The following is a 17,795-nucleotide window of genomic DNA, read 5'->3' on the forward strand; positions in this document are numbered from 1 at the left end:
AGTACTCATTACTTAATACCCAATACTTAAAAATATGGTTACAATAACAGATAAAGCAAAGCAAAAAGTAGAGGAGCTGATGTCAGAAGCTAACTTGGATAGTTCTTATTTTTTAAGAGTTTCTGTTAAAGGTGGCGGTTGTTCTGGTTTATCTTATAATATGGATTTTGATAACGAAACTCAAAAAGGAGATCAAGCTTTTGAAGATAAAGGAGTTAAGATTGTTTTAGACATGAAATCTTTTCTTTACTTAGCTGGCACCGAACTTGATTTTTCTGATGGTTTAAATGGCAAAGGATTTAACTTTATCAATCCAAACGCTAGCAGAACCTGCGGATGTGGCGAAAGTTTCTCTGTATAAAGTATTATTGATATTACAATATTAAAAGGCATTCTATAAAGGATGCCTTTTGTTGTTTTATTACTTTAAATAACATAATATTGTCTTTAAACAACCCGTTATAAAAAGTCTTTATTAAAATGAATTTAATAACAGAGAAAACTACTATACCACATTTATTAAGAAATGTTGTGGATAAAATTCATCCTGCTGACCGTACCTTTCTTAAAAGAAAGGTAAAGGATTATTGGGAAGAAATATCTTACCAAAAAACCTTAGAAAATGCTGATGCAGTATCTTCTTACCTCTTAGAAATGGGAATTAAGAAGGGAGACAGGCTTGGTTTTATCCTAGAAAACTGCCCAGAATATGTATTTTTCGACCAAGGCTTACAACAACTAGGTGCTATAAATACTTCTATCTATCCTACGCTTACAGAACATGAAATAGAGTATATTATTAATGATTCGGGTATAAAAACTCTTTTGGTAGGAACTCATTTCTTATTAAAGAAAATTATAAAAATTGCGAATAACTGCCCTTCCTTAATTAGAATCGTAGCTAACTTTGACGATTATCATAAAATTATTGAAAAAGCCGACTTACAAGCTGGTGTAATCAGTTTCGATGAACTTATACAGGAAGGACGCTTATCTGTAAATAAAAATCAAGCCGAAATAACTTTAGCCAGAGCAGCTGTTTTACCTACTGATTTATCTGCATTAATTTATACATCAGGCACAACCGGTACCCCTAAAGGAGTTATGCTTAGCCACGCTAACTTTGTTGAAAATGTTAAAGTTTGTTTAGAGCAAATTCCTGTTATTGATAAAACAGATTTATTTTTATCCTTCTTACCCCTATCTCATGTTTTTGAAAGAACAGCAACTTATCATGTTTGCTGTACGGTAGGTTGCCAAATAGCTTTTGCGCAAAGTCTAGAACTTCTAGCCAGCAATATGGGAGAAGTAAAACCAACGGTAATGTCTTGCGTACCAAGATTGTTAGAGAAAATACATGATAAAGCTATTAAAAGTGGAACGGCAGCTGGAGGCACAAAAGCCAAAATATTTTTATGGGCTTTGGAAGTTGGACAAGCACATCGTATGGTATTAGAAGCAGGTAAAACCCCAGGATTGCTGTTATCATTAAAACAAAATATTGCCGAGAAACTGGTTTTCAGCAAGATAAAAGAAAAAACAGGCGGACGTTTAAAATTTATGATTTCTGGTGGTGCCGCTTTACCTAAAAATGTAGGCGAGTTTTTCGGAAACCTAGGTATCAAAATTTTGGAAGGCTTTGGCTTAACAGAAACCTCACCAGTAATGTCTGTTACAGAATACCACCGTCAGGTTTATGGCACCGTTGGCAGGGTAATTCCGGGGATAGAAGTTGGTATACAAGATGTAGAAACTAAAGAATTTATAACCATTCAAACCCATGATACCTTTAAGGAGGACTATACCAGCGAAGAAGGGGAAATTTGCGTAAGAGGACATTGCGTAATGCAGGGCTATTGGAATAAACCTTTAGAAACTGCGTCAGTTATTGATATTGAAGGCTGGTTCCACACCGGAGATATTGGGAGATTTTACAAAGGCAACCTACAAATTACAGATAGGTTAAAGAATATGCTGGTAAATGCTTTCGGTAAAAACATTTATCCAACCCCGGTTGAAAACACCTATTTGAAAAGTCCTAAAATTGAAAGTGTTTTCCTCATTGGCGATAAAAAAGAATACGTTACAGCTATCATCACCCCTGCCAGAGAAACTATGCAAGAAACCTTTAATCTAAATAACAGCTTTTTTGAGCAAGCAGATTTATTTATTGAAGATGAAACTATTCATAAATGGATTGAAGATGATATTAAGCGTTTCTCTAATGAGTTAGCCAAGTTTGAGCGTATCAAAAACTTTAAAATTAAAAGAAACCCTTTTAGTATTGAAGAAGGCGAGATGACACCAACCATGAAAGCAAAGCGTAAAGTGATTGAGAAAAAATACGCCGAAGCTATTGAGGATATGTATTTAGAAAAAGCAGACATGGATTAATCCAGTCTGCTTTTTATCTTTGATTATTTCTCCATGATTTCCATTTTTTCTGCAAAATGGGCACAGTAATCTCTTAAATCTTCAACAATATTTTTTTCTCCAGTAGCTCTTAAAAAACTATCAGCCATGGTTTGTAAAGTCTCATAAAAGAATCTCTTCATTTCATCTACAGGCATATCTTTCGTCCACAAATCAATTCTTAAGCTGTTTTTGAAATTATGATCCCACAAGGCCAACATCATTGATTTTACTGCCAAAGCTTCTTTGTTTTCTGCATCACTAGATTCCCAAGTAATATTTTCAGGAACATTATTATCATCAAGCTCTATCGTTAGTTTTATTTCTGCTTTCTTCATATCGTTTGAAAAATTAAAATCATTAATATTATAAGTATGATAAAAGAGCCTTGTATCAACCAAAGCCATCTTTTATCAAGAACAAATCTTCTAAAAAGTAAATCGGTAAGCCAAAGAATAACGGCTAGTAATAGTGTAAAAAAAACTTTTGAATTTACGCCTATTCCTGCATTTTTAGAGGCATCAAAACCTAAAAACATATAGCATGAGTAGGTGATACAGCAAGCAATGACTAAGGTTAAAGGTGTAAACTTCAAATTCTTCATCTTTTCCTTTTTTTGCTTGATGAAACAGGTCTTTTACCTGTAGCCTTAGCTCGCTGAGCTTTAAATTTAGCTTTTTGGTTTTGCGTTTTCTTCTCATGAAAAGCACCTTTAAAATCTGGATTTTCACGTTTCTTTTGATCATCGATTTCCCTTGCTATGCTTTGGCGCTCCTCATAAGGTGTTTCTTCAATATAAACCTTCTCTGGAATATCATAAACAGGTATGGTTTGTCTGATGAGGTTCTCCACCTTACGGATATAAAGCTCTTCTGCCGGATTACAAAAGGTAATAGCTTTACCAACCTTTAACGCTCTGCCGGTTCTGCCAATACGGTGTACATAATCTTCTATCACCACGGGTACATCAAAGTTTATGACATGCGTAACATTACTAACATCGATACCTCGGGCAGCAACATCCGTAGCTACTAAAATTCTAACTTCTTCGTTTTTAAACGCATTAATAGAATTTATACGTGTATTTTGTCCTTTATTGGCATGTAGAACCTTTACATGGCTATCATTAAATCTTCTTAAAAGAAATTTATAAACATTTTCTGCATTAGCCCTGCTCTTACAAAATATAATAAGCTTCTCTACACTAGGGTCGTCCTCTACAAAAATCTTTAATAAGTTAATTTTAGTTTTAAAATTAGGCACAAAGTAAAGTTCCTGTGTAACAGTTTCTGCTGGTGTTGCTTGTAAGCTTACTTCTACTTTTGTAGGCCAAAGCAAAAAGTTTTCTGACAGTTTCTCTACTTTAGCACTCATGGTGGCAGAAAAAAGTAAATTTTGTCTTTTCTGAGGCACTACTTCTAAGATTTTATTGATTTGTGGCATAAAGCCCATATCCATCATCTTATCAGCTTCATCCAAAACTAATATTTGTAGCTTCTTTGTTGCAATATGCCCCTCGAGGTATAAATCTGTAAATCTGCCAGGTGTAGTAATCAAAATATCTAAACCCTTTGCCAGTTGCTCTATTTGTGTTTTAGGCCCTAAACCGCCATAAAGTGCAACAATTCTTAAATCGGTATATTTAGCATAAAGTTTAACATTCTCTTCTATCTGTATAGCCAATTCTCTGGTTGGCGCAACAATTAAAGCTCTAACATCATTTCCTTGTGCATATTTTAATTTCATAATCATAGGCAAAACATAAGCTGCGGTTTTCCCTGTCCCGGTTTGCGCTATTCCTAAAACATCTTGTCCGTTTAAAATAGGCGGAATCGCTTTTATTTGAATGGGTGTTGGTGTTTCATAACCTGCATCAGCAATAGCGTTAAGAACCTGTTTATTGAAATTAAAATCCTCGAATGTTTTGGACATAGCGGCAAAGATACAAAATACAAATCTAGCTACGATTTATTAGAATACGATTTTAGATTTTAATTAACTTAGCAGCATGGCAAATTCAATCCTTATCAAAGCAGCAACACTTGTAAACGAAGGCAAGCAAACCGTTGCCGATGTTCTTATTAAAGACGGTAAAATAGCAAAAATTGGAAGTCAGCTGAGCGCTCCAGAAGCTAAAGAAATTAATGCCGAAGGTAAATATTTATTACCAGGCTGTATTGATGACCAAGTCCATTTTAGAGAACCTGGTTTAACCCATAAAGGAGAAATTTATACCGAAGCAAAGGCGGCTGTTGCTGGAGGTATTACTACTTATATGGAAATGCCAAATACCGTACCTAATGCTTTAACCCAAGAATTGTTGGCAGATAAATATCAAATTGCCCAGCAAAAATCATTAGCCAATTATTCTTTTTACATGGGTGCTGGCAATACCAATTTAGATGAAGTCTTAAAAACTGACCCTAAAAATGTATGCGGAATTAAAGTTTTTATGGGTTCTTCTACAGGAAATATGTTGGTAGATGACGAAAAAACTTTAGAAGGTATATTTAAAAACGCCCCTATGTTAGTAGCAACACATTGCGAGGACGAAGCTACCATAAGACATAACCTACAATTATTTAAAGAAAAATATGGCGATGCTATTACACCAGAAATGCATCCTATCATTAGAAATGAAGAAGCTTGTTATTTATCTTCTTCTTTTGCGGTTGATTTAGCTAAAAAACATCAAACCAGATTACATATTTTACATATTTCTACCGGTAAAGAAACCTTCTTATTTGATAATAAAACAGCTTTAGCTGATAAAAAAATAACTTCCGAAGCTTGTATACACCATTTATGGTTTCATGATGAAGACTATAAAACCAAAGGAAATTGGATCAAGTGGAACCCTGCTGTTAAAACAATGGCAGATAGAGACGAAATCCTAAAAGCTTTATTAGATGATAGAATAGATGTAATTGCAACCGACCATGCACCACATACCAAGGAAGAAAAATTACAAACTTATTTAAACGCTCCTTCTGGTGGACCATTGGTACAACATGCCTTAAATGCGATGTTAGAAATGCATAAACAAGGCAAAATAAGCTTAGAAAAAATAGTTGAAAAAATGGCCCACAACGTAGCCATTTGTTTCCAATTGGCTGATAGAGGTTTTATTAGAGAAGGCTACTGGGCAGATTTAGTTTTGGTAGATTTAAATGCTTCATACACCGTTAAAGAAGATAATATTTTAGCAAAATGTAAATGGTCTCCTTTTGAGGGTACAACTTTCCACTCAGAAATTACCCACACTTTTGTAAGCGGGCATTTAGCTTATGAACATGGCAAGTTTGATGAATCTGTAAAAGGAAAGAGATTAACATTTAATAGATAATAACTACAAGCATTTTTCCTGTCTAAGCTTTTTTAGACAGGAAAATTCATTAACCTCCCTTTGAATGACATTTTAATAACATACCCTAATTTAAAACTCATTACCTTTGCAGCCTGTTAATTAATTATGGCTAAAGTTTCAATTAACCTGGCAACAGGTTCTTTACAAAAAGAGGATATTATTGTAGGAATAGATTTAGGTACCACTAACTCTTTGGTGGCTTTTATCAATCCTGATGGAAATGCACAAGTTATTAATGATATGGGCAGGGGTGTTTTGGTTCCTTCTATTGTACACTTCCAAAATAACCAAACCATTGTAGGTAACGATGCTAAAGCATATTTAATTAGCGATCCGCAAAACACTATATTTTCTGTTAAAAGACTTCTAGGACGCTCTTATAAAGACATCCAAAAACACGAGGATTATTTTTCCTATAAAGTGATTGATGATGATAACGATGAGTCTTTAGTTAAAATTAAAGTTGGCGAACAATTTTATACTCCTATTGAGCTTTCATCACTCATCTTAAAAGAATTAAAAGAAAGAGCAGAGCACAGCCTTAAAACAAAAGTTACCAGAGCAGTTATAACAGTTCCAGCTTATTTTAACGATTCGCAAAGGCAAGCAACCAGAGATGCTGGTAAGCTAGCAGGTTTAGATGTTTTACGTATTGTGAACGAACCTACAGCAGCTTCTTTGGCTTATGGTATCGGGTTAAACCCTGATGAATCTAAAACCATTGCCGTTTATGACCTTGGTGGAGGAACTTTTGATGTATCGATACTTAAAATACAAAACGGCATTTTTGAAGTACTAGCTACTCATGGAGATACTTTTTTAGGTGGCGATGATTTTGACCGAGCCATTATAGATTATTGGGTAACACAAAATAATCTTGCTGGAGATGCTATTCCTATGCAAGCCTTGCGATTAAAAGCAGAGGAAGCTAAAAAAGCTTTAAGTCATCAAAACTTATTTAACGAAAAAATTGGAGATATAGCTTGTGCTATAGACAAACATACTTTTGAAAACTTAATTACCGATAAGGTTGATTTAACTATTAAAGCTTGCCAAAATGCTTTACAGGATGCAGGCCTCAGTATTACCGATATTGATGAAGTAGTGATGGTTGGCGGTTCTACCAGAACGGCTTTGGTTAAACAAAAAGTTGCTGCTTTCTTTAATAAACCTGTTAACGATAGCATCAACCCAGATGAAGTAGTAGCCTTAGGTGCTGCTATACAAGCTGATGTTTTAGCTGGCAATAGAAAAGATATTTTATTATTAGATGTAACACCACTTTCTTTAGGGATTGAAACCATGGGAGGTTTAATGGATGTTATCATTCCGCGTAACTCTAAAGTACCTACCAAAGCTGGCAGACAGTATACTACTTCTATAGACGGGCAGGTAAACATGAAAATATCGGTTTACCAAGGCGAAAGAGATTTGGTAAAAGAGAACAGAAAACTTGCTGAGTTTGATTTAAAAGGTATCCCGGCAATGCCTGCTGGTTTCCCGAAAGTTGATATTAATTTTTTACTTAACGCAGATGGTATCCTAAAAATACAAGCTGTTGAGTTAAGATCTGGTATAAAACAAGAAATTGATGTAGTACCAACTTATGGTTTAAAAGATGAAGAAGTAGAAAAAATGCTTTTAGATTCTGTAACCCATGCAAAAGATGATGTTGCCCAGCGTATGGTTATAGAAGCCAGAACTGAAGGCGAACAAATGGTTTACACCGCAGAAAGATTTATAGCTAAAAACAGCGCTTACCTAAACGAAGCAGAAATTGCTGAAACCCAAAAACTTATTGAAGCTTTAAAAGAAAGTTTAGGCAAAGCAGATAAAGACACTATCTTAAATAACATTGATATTTTAAATGAATATACTAGACCCTTTGCTGAAAGATTGATGGACCAAGCCATTGCACAAGCCATGAAAGGTAAAAATATATAAAATAAAAAGGGCCGTTCAAGAACGGCCCTTTTTGTTTACTTAACTTCAATTCAATTATACTCCAAAATATCCTACTTTTAGGAGTCTTTATACTTTATACTCTGTACTTTATACTTTTAACTTTGCACTTTCTACTTTATACGCTGCACTAATTCTTGTTCTTTTAGCGCTTCTATATTATTTTTGCTTTCGTAAGAAGATTTAATATTATCGAAATCGCTTAATATTTCTTGAATACTATCAACCATATCGGCTGCACTTTGGTGCATATCGGGTAATTTATCTTCAAGCTTTTTATTGTTAAGCTCCATGTTATCAATCTCAATCTTTGCCATCTTATTTAAAACAGCTATTTGGCTATTTTTAAGATCTTCTAGCTCATGTGAGATCTTCTCCATCAATGCAAATTTTTTCAACTTATCCATAATGATCTTAATTTTAGTTCATCATGTGTAAACCATAAATGATGCCAGAAAAGAAATAGCCTAATTTATCTGCTTAGCTCAACAAAATTATCTTTAACATCATACCAAAAATCATCAAGTGCTATCAAACGGGGTTTTAAAAAAGAAATGATAGCCGGCCAATCTTGTTTATTAAAAACATTTACTTGATTGAGCTCTAAACCAATACGAGATATGGCTCTGCCATAATCATCTTGAGTATGTAATTGCCAATTCCATTCCTCTCCGCAGGCTTGCTCCAATAGCAACTTAAATTCTTGAAATTGTTCAAAAAATATTTCTTGAAGACCTAAATCTGTATGGGTTATAGCGATACAAATAGATGCTTTTCTTTTATCAGCTTGCATCCTAAAATAAATATCCTTTACTCCGGTTTTATAGTTAACCCAATTTACTTTAGTGCCAAAAATAGATGGTTGCGGTGCTAAGTATTTACCAAAGCTAGTCCAAAATTCTTCCTTTATTCTTGAGGCTTCTTCTCTTGTATACATGAAGGCACAAAAATAGCTTATTTTAAATTTAAAGCCAGTTGATAATAGGCCCAATAGGTATGATGAGAAAAAACTTTACCATCTTTTAAAGGGCGCTCTTTTAAGTACTTTTCATCTGGCGTTAAAACAATAGGCGTACCTACTCTGGTATAAGCATTAGAAGACTCGTATTTTGGCTCCTCCATTTCGGGGAAAGTCTTTTTCAAAATTTTAAAAACCTGAGTGCCCATATAATGCTCAAATCTTTGTTGTGCTTTGCTGGTACTTTTATCAATCCTATTGAATAATCTTTTAGCATATAAGCGTACCAATAAAGGCTGTTTTTTTAAAGCTTTATCCAGATTAACAAAAGGATTGGTTGGATTAAAATCTCTTAACGTTTGTATAGAAAATGGCGTTTCAGGCACCCAATCGACCGTATTGATAACAGAAAAAGCCCAGCCACCATAATTTATTGCTTCAAAATCATAAGCATAATATAAATTACCTGGTTTAGGTGGCGCACTACAAAAAGTCTTAAATTGGAAAGCTTTGTTAAGTTTACCCTGCTGTTGTAAATAATGTAAATGAGAACGCAACAAATAAGACAAAGCAGCGCCTTGGCTATGCCCCATAATCAAAATTTGATGTTTCCCTACTTTATCTAAAGAATCTAGTTTTGGTAAAATATCTCTTTGTAAATAAGCCAAACCTAGCAACCAACCTACATGAACTTTGGCTTCTTCGCTTTTAGCTAATTGATAATTAAAAGTAAAGCTATTTTCTAATTTTATACTTCCTGTAGCGGGTACCATAGCGGCGTAGAAATTTTCCATCCAGCTAGGTAAATCAGCAGTTGTACCTCTTATACTAATCACAGCAGTTGTGGCATCTTCCCATAACTCCCATCTATTTAAAAGCCCCACTTCTTTAGAGCGATACGATTTTTTAAACCGTGTTGATGCCGGGGTTTTATCCCCCGGAATAATAGTATCTATATGTCCTCTGGAAACGCTTAACATTTCCAAATATTCATCAACCATGAAACCTGGTTTTAACTGCGCAAAAGAAGAAAATCCGAAAAGGATAAAAAAAACAAGCGTAAATATATTTTTCATCTTTAAATGTTTAACTCAAAATACGTATAACCCTATTATTTGGTTTATTTTATTTAAAAATAACTTGAGTAGCACCATAGCCAAACTTTTCCCTTTGAGCATCCATAAAGGTTTTTACTTGCGGATGCTTACTTACCGTTTTGTGAATAAAATCTCTTAAAACACCGTTGCCTACCCCATGGATAAAAATCATTTGAGGATATTTATGTGCTATTGCAGCATCTAAACTCTTTGTAAAGATGTCTTGTTGAATGGTTAAAATCTCGTTTTTATTTAAAAACTGATGGTCGTCTCTCAACTTTTCTATATGCAAGTCAAGTTCTTTGGCTGGCCTTTCTAAGGCTATTTTTTCTGTGCTAGGTTTAAAAAAGCTTTCTTTTAATTTGTTAACATCTATTTTAAGCTCGTCTTCATCAATCCTTAACAACCAACCATTTTGCTTTATTTGTGGCACATTTACTTTAGCGCCAGAAAAATCCTTAGCCTTAAATTTAAAACTCGTGTTTAAAGGCTCCAAAGATTTAACATCCAGCGTAGCGTAAGTTAAAACTTGAATATGTAAAGTAGGCCAAATATCTAATTCTGGCAAAGCTGCGGCATAAACTTTTTTATTTTGATGAGATTCTATCAAACCTGCAAACTCGCCTTTTATTTTATTATTTTTATCTGTTTGTATAGCCACTAAAAGCTGAAAAGAAGTTTCATTGATAACATAAAAATGCACTATAGAACCTTTATTAGCATCCGGGATAACCGCTAAATGAATACCTCTTTTAACAAAATTATCCACCACAGTTTGCTGAGTCGCATTGCTAGTTAAATCTTCAACATCTTGATACTGACGCCCATGAACACGGGTGATATGTGTAACTAAAACAGGAATCTCAAAATCATCTTCGCCTGTTACACCTACCAACTGCTCATCAATAATTTTGGTGATATAACCTTCTCTATTTTCATCAACAAATCTTACAAATTCGCCCAGCTTAAAATTCATCTTTTCTAATTTTTGTACAATATAAGTTTAATATCTGCCTAAAGAACAGGTTTGGTACAAAAATAGCATGATTACAGAAAAACATCACGCTATGAAAAACGAACAAACATTACCAGCACAGGAACAAGACCAGCAACCAGGTATTGAATCGGAAATGAATCCGAAACCAGAATTTGAGAGTATTATACAAACCGGAAAACGTTTAAATGGAAAAGTTGCTATTATAACCGGTGGAGATAGTGGTATAGGACGAGCAGTTGCCGTTGCCTACGCTAAAGAAGGCGCCCATGTAGTTATTTCCTTCTTAAATGAATTTGATGATGCAGAACTCACCAAAAAAGAAGTTGAAGAATATGGTACCGCCTGTTTATTAATTGCAGGCGATATTTCTGAAGAAAAACACTGTCAATTGATTATTGATAAAACCATAGAAAAATTTGGTAAAATTGATATTTTGGTGAATAATGCTGCTGTACAATTCCCGCAAGAAAGTATCGAGGATATAAGCTCATCGCAACTAGAACAAACTTTCAGAACCAATATTTTCTCTCAATTTTATATTGTAAAAGCGGCACTAGCCCATCTTAAAGAAGGCTCTTCTATCATCAATACAGCATCAGTAACGGCTTATAAAGGTAATCCGCAATTATTAGATTATTCCTCAACAAAAGGTGCTATTGTAGCTTTTACCCGCTCGTTATCTATGTCTTTAGTAGAAAAAGGAATTCGTGTGAATGGTGTAGCACCAGGTCCCATTTGGACACCTTTAATCCCAGCAACATTTGATGCCGAAAAGGTTTCTAAATTTGGCTCGAATGTGCCTATGAAACGTCCGGGGCAACCCAATGAAGTAGCTTATTGCTATGTTTTTTTAGCTTCTGATGAATCATCTTATATCTCTGGACAAATGATGCATCCAAATGGTGGTGAAGTAGTAAATGGCTAATATGGAAAATCACAAAGAAATTATACCTAAACAACAAAAAGGTATAGCCACTGACATTAAAGAAAGTATTACTTTATCTGGTTTAGAAGAAGCTATTCAGTTTTATGATGTAGCTGTAAATCGCTTAAAAGATGTAAACCACTGGCATTTAGTTACCCAACATCTAGAAACTAAGTTTACTTTACGTGATAAAAACGGCATTGAAGTAAAGCGTCAAGTTACTTTAGGCGATTATTTTCAAATTAACATCCCTTTCCCTGGTTTAGACAGAGGAAAGGGTTATGATTGGGTACAGGTAAAAGAAATAAAAGAAGAAAATAACCAGCAGCAAGATGAACAAATATTTTCTATGCTGGTAAAGCCTGCTCACCCTCCTTTTGATACAGAAACTGCTCATTTTTTTGATGCCGAGGCAAGTTCTACCTTTTCTGTACTGCGTAAAGGCACTAAAATTACCGCTTTGGTACATGGTAGAAATGAAACACCCAATACGTTTGTACATAGTTTAGCAGGAAAAATCAGAAACATATTGGTTGCTTTAGCCTCTTTTTTGGGTTTTTCTTACTTCCAATGGAAATCTTTAGTTAAAGGCTTATTAGCTGATAATGAGCAAGTAAGCATACCTCATAAGTAACAACATCGTCATCAAAAGCAACAATCCCAGAAATTATAAGCACCTTTGTAAAAATTTAAAAAGAAGGTTTGCCTATTTTGATATCAATAATGGGATTTTGCCTTAACCCCATTTATGATTTCATTTGATGAATTGGATTTAATAAATCCGATAAAAAAAGCCTTACAAACAGAAGGCTATACCAAACCCACTCCTATTCAGGCACAAGCAATTCCATTAGTTTTAGACGGAAATGATTTATTAGGTTGCGCACAAACAGGTACAGGTAAAACTGCCGCCTTTGCCATACCTATTATCCAATTGTTGCATAACTCATCGCACCAACAAGCTAAAGGTATAAGAGCTATTAGAGCTTTAATTGTAACTCCAACCAGAGAATTGGCTATACAAATTGCAGATAGCTTTGCTGCTTATGGTAAAAATACGCCTTTAAAATACGCTGTTATTTTTGGCGGTGTTGGGCAAAAAGCACAAACGGATGCTTTAGCTAAAGGTGTAGATATCTTAATTGCTACCCCAGGTAGGTTGTTAGATTTGATGAATCAGCGCTATATCAGCCTAAAAAGCATTAGTTTATTTGTTTTAGACGAGGCAGACCGTATGCTAGATATGGGCTTTATTCATGATGTTAAAAAGCTGATAGCAGCTTTACCGGTAAAAAGGCAATCTTTATTTTTCTCTGCTACCATGCCTCCTGTTATTCAGAAACTAGCATCAGAAATATTAAAAGACCCAGTAAAAGTTGAAGTAACGCCAGAATCTTCTACCGCAGATACCATTAACCAGTTTGTGTATATGGTAGATCGGGATAACAAAAATAAATTGTTAATCCATATCTTAGAAGATAAAAACATTAAAACCGCTTTGGTATTTACCAAAACCAAACATGGGGCAGATAAAGTAGTAAAAATGCTGCTTAACCATGGTATTAAAGCTGCTGCCATACATGGTAATAAATCTCAAAATGCCAGACAAAGGGCTTTAGAAGAATTTAAATCTCACAAAATAAGAGTACTAGTGGCTACAGATATTGCTGCAAGAGGTATAGATGTGGATGATTTAGCTTATGTGGTCAATTACGAAATCCCGAATATCCCAGAAACTTATGTACACCGTATAGGTAGAACAGGTAGAGCCGGAGCAAACGGTACAGCTTTTTCTTTTTGTGAAATAGATGAAAAAGAGTTTTTACAGGATATCCAAAAAATTATAGGGAAAACCATTCCTAAAGCAGAAGAAAACCCCTTCCCGATGACTAAGTTTACTGCTACACCAAGTGCTAAAAAAAGTGGTAAATCTGGAAGAAGTAACGTATCTACTTCACATAAGTCTGCACAAGGAAATGTTAAAAATCATGCTGCTCCAACTGCTAAAAAGAAGTTCTTTAGAAAAAGAAAAGAAACCAATTAGTTAAGTCTGCATTTTTTGGCAAAATTATAGCTGTAAGTTTTTATAAACACTGGCTATGAACCCAACAACAGAAACTTTGATGACCGCTATTGAAGAAAATACCGGTCATCCTTTAGAGTATTGGATAGAAACTATTAGAAAAAGTGGTAAACCAGATTGTGAGGAAATCATTAACTTCTTAATCACGAAACATCAGTTAAACCCTCTATTGGCCGAATTGATAGCTCAAAAAGCAAAAGGGAACTCATAATTTATCCCATATTTCTTACTCATTAAAACAATAGGCTTTTCGGTGTTGTATTTAGACTATAAATAAACAAAGAAAAGCTTATTTTTGTCCGAAATTTTCAAATTAATGAGTATACTTTCAGAACAGGAAATACAAAGACGCCAGTCTTTACAAGAACTAAGAAATTTAGGTATCAATCCCTATCCTGCAGAGGCATTTGAGATTAATGCAAATGCTTTAGATATTACTTCAAATTACGAAAGAGATAAAACTTCTTATAAAAATATCAGCTTAGCTGGCAGAATCATGACCCGTAGAATTATGGGAAACGCTTCTTTTGTAGAATTACAAGATGCTACAGGCCGAATTCAAGCTTACATCAGAAGAGATGATATTTGCCCCGGAGAAGATAAAACCTTATACAATACCGTATTTAAAAAGCTTTTAGATATTGGTGATTATATTGGTGTTAATGGTTTTGTTTTTACTACACAAACCGGAGAAATTTCTATACATGTAACAGAATTTAAGGTTTTAAGTAAATCTTTAAAACCATTGCCTATTGTTAAACGCGATGATGATGGCCATGTTTATGATGGCTTTACCGACCCTGAGATGCGTTACCGTATGCGTTATGTGGATTTAACGGTTAACCCGGAGTTTAAAGAAATTTTCAAAACACGTTCTAAAGTCATCAGTACCATGCGTAATTATTTTGATTCGCAAGGTTGGATGGAAGTAGAAACACCTATTTTACAGGCCATACATGGTGGTGCCGCTGCAAGACCATTTAACACTTACCACAATACTTTAGACATGCCGCTTTTCTTACGTATTGCTAACGAGCTTTACCTAAAAAGGTTAATTGTTGCTGGCTTTGATGGTGTTTACGAGTTTGGTAAGATGTTCAGAAATGAAGGTATGGACCGTACTCATAACCCAGAGTTCACCTCCATGGAAATTTATGTAGCCTATAAAGACTATATCTGGATGATGGGCATGGTAGAAGAATGTTTAGAAAAAGTTACCACTGCTATACATGGTAAAACCACCATTAAAGTAGGTCAAGATGAAATTGATTTTGCTGGCCCTTATGAAAAACTTTCTATGTATGATGCTATTAAGAAATATACAGGTATAGATGTTTCTCAGATGAACGAGCAGCAATTGATAGAAACTTGCAAAAGCTTAAATATTGAAGTTGATGCCAGTATGGGTAAAGGTAAATTAGTGGATGCTATTTTTGGCGAAAAAGTAGAACATAACTTAATCCAACCTACTTTCATTACAGATTACCCTATTGAAATGACGCCTCTAGCTAAAAAACACCGTACTACGGAAGGTTTGGTAGAGCGTTTTGAGTTATTTGTACAAGGTAAAGAAATTGCTAATGCTTATTCTGAGTTGAACGATGCCATTGATCAAAAAGAGCGTTTTGAAGATCAATTAACTTTAGCCGCTCGTGGTGATGACGAAGCTATGGCTATGGATGATGACTTCATTAGAGCTTTAGAATATGGTATGCCTCCAACAGCAGGTTTGGGTATTGGTATAGACCGTTTGGTGATGTTAATGACCAACCAATCATCTATCCAAGAAGTATTATTTTTCCCGCAAATGCGCCCAGAGAAAAAAGCCAAAGTAACCACCGATGAGGATTTTGTTAAAGCAGGCGTTCCGGCAGCTTGGGTACAGGTTATCCGTAAAATGGGCATCAATACTGTAGAAGATTTAAAAGCAGCCAACCCTAATAAAGTATTTAATGATTTAGGCGGGATGCGTAAAAAGCTAAAACTAGATTTAACCATGCCTCAAAAAGAGGAAGTTATGGAGTGGTTTAAATAAGCCAAACTTAACAAAAGCTTAAAGGCCGGTTAACGATAAGTTATTCGGCCTTTTTTATTTTAGGAAAAATTAAGATAAAAAATTATGCAAAGCTCAGTTTTAGAAATCACAGAACAGGAATACCTGATTAAACTCAACAAACAAGAGTTCGATTTATCTTTTATACATGCACTTTTAAAGAGGATACAATCAGAAAAAGCTTTTTTCTCTAAAATTTGGGACGATGATGATATCATCGCTAAAGGCAGGTTTTTAGAAGACCGCGATATAGATCACCTTAGTGAAAAATAATCATCTATTCCTCAAAGGCTTTAATAAATACTCTAAGCCATTAATTTTAATCTCGTAAATGGTGGCTAGCTGTTGCCCCAATTTACCAGCTGGCCAACCTTTGCTATACATCCATTCTAGATAACTTACAGGTAAATCGCACAAAATGCGATCTTTATATTTACCAAAAGGCATACGCACTTTAACTAAATCTAACAGTATCTCGGGGTTCATAGCTCAAATTAAGCAATTTAATACCGAACATGAGGAATAGATTTTACCTTTGTGCTTATGAATGATGTTTATGGCGATTTTTTGAAAGATTACCTCGCTAAAGGAAAAACTTCTACCATTTGGTTACACAACAATTACGCCGAGGCAGAAGAAATGCCTGCCGAAGTTTTCTTCCGTAAAGCCTATGAAATTACCGATTTAGAAGCTTTCGCCCTTAGGCAATGCAAAGGTAAAGTGCTGGATGTTGGCGCAGGTGCTGGCGCTATATCCCTTATTTTACAAAAACGAGGTTTTGATGTTACAGCTTTAGAAATATCACCCGGTGCAGTAGAGGTAATGCAAAAAAGAGGCGTTCAAAAAATCATCAATACCAATATTTTTGATTATCAGGATGAGCAATATGATACTTTATTGTTAATGATGAATGGTATTGGTTTTTGCCAATATCTGGATGAGATTGAGCGATTTTTACATCATGCTAAAAAACTATTAAAACCAAATGGACAAATTTTGTTTGATTCATCAGATGTTTTGTATCTGTACGAAAGTAAAAAATACGAAGACGACGGTTATTACGGCGAGATTGACTACCAATACGAGTACAAAGGCAAAAAGGGAGATTGGTTTACCTGGATTTACGTTGCCCGAGATGTAATGGAAGAAATTGCTACCAAATGCGGCTACCAAATGGAAGTTTTATTTGACGATGGTAGCGACCAGTATTTAGCAAGGTTGAGTTTAAAATCATGATAATTTATATTTTTAAAGAACAAAAAAGCAAGTCTAAATGTTAAAGACTTTATATTAAACATTTAGTTTAAAAGAAAAAATACTCAAAACATAAAAAATGGCAAAGGCATCAATTTCTGTAATTCAAGCGCTGCTGAAAACGGTTGAAAACCTAGAAAAAGGCGCTGCATACCAGTGGGGACACATGGGGAGCTGCAACTGTGGTAATTTGGCTCAAGTAATTACCAATAGAGACAAAGCCGAAATTCATAAATCTGCAATGCGTAGCAGACATGGCGACTGGAACGAACAGCTCATAGACTATTGCCCTACCAGTGGCTTACCCATAGACCATATTATTGATGAAATGGTGGCTTTTGGCTTTACCAGATCAGATTTAGCACATCTAGAAAAATTATCAGACCCAAAAATCTTACGTCAGTTACCAGCAGATAGAAAATATTTGAAGCACAACCAAAAAGCAGATGTTATTTTCTATCTAAAAACTTGGGTAAAAGTTTTAGAAAACGAACTTATTGATACGATCAGCTTAGAGGATGTAAAAGGAGAAAAAGAGTTGGTTAGGGTTTAAAAACAAACATCATAAAGCTTATCGATAAGTCATCTAGAGCAAACATGAAACTTAAGTTTATGTATGGGACGTTTGCGTCCCGTTAAATTTTAATGAATATTAAAAGTCTCTACCTTATTTGATGTAAAAATCTC

The 17,795-nt window shown here is 34.8% G+C and carries 20 protein-coding genes; 12 read left to right on the plus strand and 8 right to left on the minus strand.

Going from position 1 to position 17,795, the window contains the following annotated elements; genetic code table 11:
* The first annotated feature begins 34 nt into the window (after positions 1 to 34).
* Positions 35 to 361, plus strand: a complete 327-nt coding sequence (locus B2745_RS09590; RefSeq protein WP_304065812.1) for a HesB/IscA family protein — start codon at positions 35 to 37, stop codon at positions 359 to 361.
* Positions 362 to 480: 119 nt separating this feature from the next.
* Entirely contained in the window at positions 481 to 2,394 is a 1,914-nt protein-coding gene (locus tag B2745_RS09595) for an AMP-dependent synthetase/ligase (RefSeq protein ID WP_304065815.1), read from the plus strand.
* A gap of 23 nt (positions 2,395 to 2,417) precedes the next feature.
* Here B2745_RS09595 and gldC read toward each other — a convergent pair whose 3' ends face one another.
* The 3 genes from gldC to B2745_RS09610 are packed head-to-tail and all read right to left on the minus strand — an operon-like array spanning position 2,418 to position 4,344.
* Complete coding sequence (gene gldC, locus B2745_RS09600) at positions 2,418 to 2,750, minus strand: gliding motility protein GldC (protein ID WP_026903651.1); 333 nt, start codon at positions 2,748 to 2,750, stop codon at positions 2,418 to 2,420.
* Positions 2,747 to 3,016, minus strand: a complete 270-nt coding sequence (locus tag B2745_RS09605; protein WP_304065818.1) for a hypothetical protein — start codon at positions 3,014 to 3,016, stop codon at positions 2,747 to 2,749. The genes gldC and B2745_RS09605 overlap by 4 nt, the downstream gene beginning before the upstream one ends.
* A complete protein-coding gene (locus B2745_RS09610) occupies positions 3,013 to 4,344 on the minus strand; it encodes a DEAD/DEAH box helicase (RefSeq protein ID WP_304065821.1) in 1,332 nt (443 codons plus the stop codon). Before B2745_RS09610 ends, B2745_RS09605 begins: the two co-directional genes overlap by 4 nt.
* A 76-nt stretch (positions 4,345 to 4,420) precedes the next feature.
* Between B2745_RS09610 and B2745_RS09615 the strand changes: the two genes are divergently transcribed.
* Both B2745_RS09615 and hscA read left to right on the plus strand, forming a co-directional pair.
* A complete protein-coding gene (locus tag B2745_RS09615; protein ID WP_304065824.1) occupies positions 4,421 to 5,758 on the plus strand; it encodes a dihydroorotase in 1,338 nt (445 codons plus the stop codon).
* Positions 5,759 to 5,884: 126 nt separating this feature from the next.
* Complete coding sequence (gene hscA, locus B2745_RS09620) at positions 5,885 to 7,723, plus strand: Fe-S protein assembly chaperone HscA (protein ID WP_304065826.1); 1,839 nt, start codon at positions 5,885 to 5,887, stop codon at positions 7,721 to 7,723.
* Positions 7,724 to 7,854: 131 nt separating this feature from the next.
* Here hscA and B2745_RS09625 read toward each other — a convergent pair whose 3' ends face one another.
* The 4 genes from B2745_RS09625 to B2745_RS09640 all read right to left on the minus strand — a co-directional run bounded on the left by B2745_RS09625 (position 7,855) and on the right by B2745_RS09640 (position 10,772).
* Positions 7,855 to 8,148, minus strand: a complete 294-nt coding sequence (locus tag B2745_RS09625) for a hypothetical protein (RefSeq protein WP_304065828.1) — start codon at positions 8,146 to 8,148, stop codon at positions 7,855 to 7,857.
* 65 nt (positions 8,149 to 8,213) lie between these two features.
* Positions 8,214 to 8,678: a DUF4268 domain-containing protein gene (locus tag B2745_RS09630; protein WP_304065831.1), complete on the minus strand. Its 465-nt coding sequence runs from the start codon at positions 8,676 to 8,678 to the stop codon at positions 8,214 to 8,216.
* Positions 8,679 to 8,695: 17 nt separating this feature from the next.
* The gene (locus tag B2745_RS09635) at positions 8,696 to 9,775 is read right to left on the minus strand and encodes a lipase family protein (protein ID WP_304065834.1); all 1,080 of its coding nucleotides are present in this window, start codon (positions 9,773 to 9,775) and stop codon (positions 8,696 to 8,698) included.
* Positions 9,776 to 9,824: 49 nt separating this feature from the next.
* Positions 9,825 to 10,772, minus strand: coding sequence for a Smr/MutS family protein (locus tag B2745_RS09640; protein ID WP_304065836.1), 948 nt, complete (start codon positions 10,770 to 10,772; stop codon positions 9,825 to 9,827).
* 67 nt (positions 10,773 to 10,839) lie between these two features.
* Here B2745_RS09640 and B2745_RS09645 point away from each other — a divergent pair, with 67 nt between their 5' ends.
* From B2745_RS09645 to B2745_RS09670, 6 genes are all read left to right on the plus strand, one after another.
* Positions 10,840 to 11,718: an SDR family oxidoreductase gene (locus B2745_RS09645; RefSeq protein ID WP_304065839.1), complete on the plus strand. Its 879-nt coding sequence runs from the start codon at positions 10,840 to 10,842 to the stop codon at positions 11,716 to 11,718.
* A gap of 1 nt (position 11,719) precedes the next feature.
* The gene (locus B2745_RS09650; protein ID WP_304065842.1) at positions 11,720 to 12,352 is read left to right on the plus strand and encodes a hypothetical protein; all 633 of its coding nucleotides are present in this window, start codon (positions 11,720 to 11,722) and stop codon (positions 12,350 to 12,352) included.
* Between the two features lie 117 nt (positions 12,353 to 12,469).
* A complete protein-coding gene (locus B2745_RS09655) occupies positions 12,470 to 13,762 on the plus strand; it encodes a DEAD/DEAH box helicase (RefSeq protein ID WP_304066327.1) in 1,293 nt (430 codons plus the stop codon).
* 55 nt (positions 13,763 to 13,817) lie between these two features.
* Positions 13,818 to 14,012 carry a DUF4287 domain-containing protein gene (locus B2745_RS09660; RefSeq protein ID WP_026903639.1) on the plus strand — a complete coding sequence of 65 codons (195 nt, stop codon included), beginning with the start codon at positions 13,818 to 13,820 and terminating at the stop codon, positions 14,010 to 14,012.
* Positions 14,013 to 14,117: 105 nt separating this feature from the next.
* Positions 14,118 to 15,836, plus strand: coding sequence for a lysine--tRNA ligase (gene lysS, locus B2745_RS09665; RefSeq protein ID WP_304065844.1), 1,719 nt, complete (start codon positions 14,118 to 14,120; stop codon positions 15,834 to 15,836).
* Positions 15,837 to 15,920: 84 nt separating this feature from the next.
* Positions 15,921 to 16,127 (plus strand): hypothetical protein, encoded by a 207-nt coding sequence (locus tag B2745_RS09670; RefSeq protein ID WP_304065847.1) that lies wholly within the window; start codon positions 15,921 to 15,923, stop codon positions 16,125 to 16,127.
* Here the strand turns inward: B2745_RS09670 and B2745_RS09675 are convergent, their stop codons facing one another.
* On the minus strand, positions 16,128 to 16,340 hold the full coding sequence (locus tag B2745_RS09675; RefSeq protein WP_304065850.1) for a DUF3820 family protein: 213 nt from the start codon (positions 16,338 to 16,340) through the stop codon (positions 16,128 to 16,130). It abuts the gene before it with no gap.
* Positions 16,341 to 16,397: 57 nt separating this feature from the next.
* Here B2745_RS09675 and B2745_RS09680 point away from each other — a divergent pair, with 57 nt between their 5' ends.
* Positions 16,398 to 17,090: a class I SAM-dependent methyltransferase gene (locus B2745_RS09680; protein WP_304065852.1), complete on the plus strand. Its 693-nt coding sequence runs from the start codon at positions 16,398 to 16,400 to the stop codon at positions 17,088 to 17,090.
* A 97-nt stretch (positions 17,091 to 17,187) separates the two neighbouring features.
* Positions 17,188 to 17,661, plus strand: coding sequence for a hypothetical protein (locus B2745_RS09685; RefSeq protein ID WP_304065854.1), 474 nt, complete (start codon positions 17,188 to 17,190; stop codon positions 17,659 to 17,661).
* Positions 17,662 to 17,795: the final 134 nt, after the last annotated feature.

Origin of the sequence: Pedobacter glucosidilyticus, from assembly GCF_002483235.1 — a bacterium.
Lineage (GTDB): Bacteria > Bacteroidota > Bacteroidia > Sphingobacteriales > Sphingobacteriaceae > Pseudopedobacter > Pseudopedobacter glucosidilyticum_B.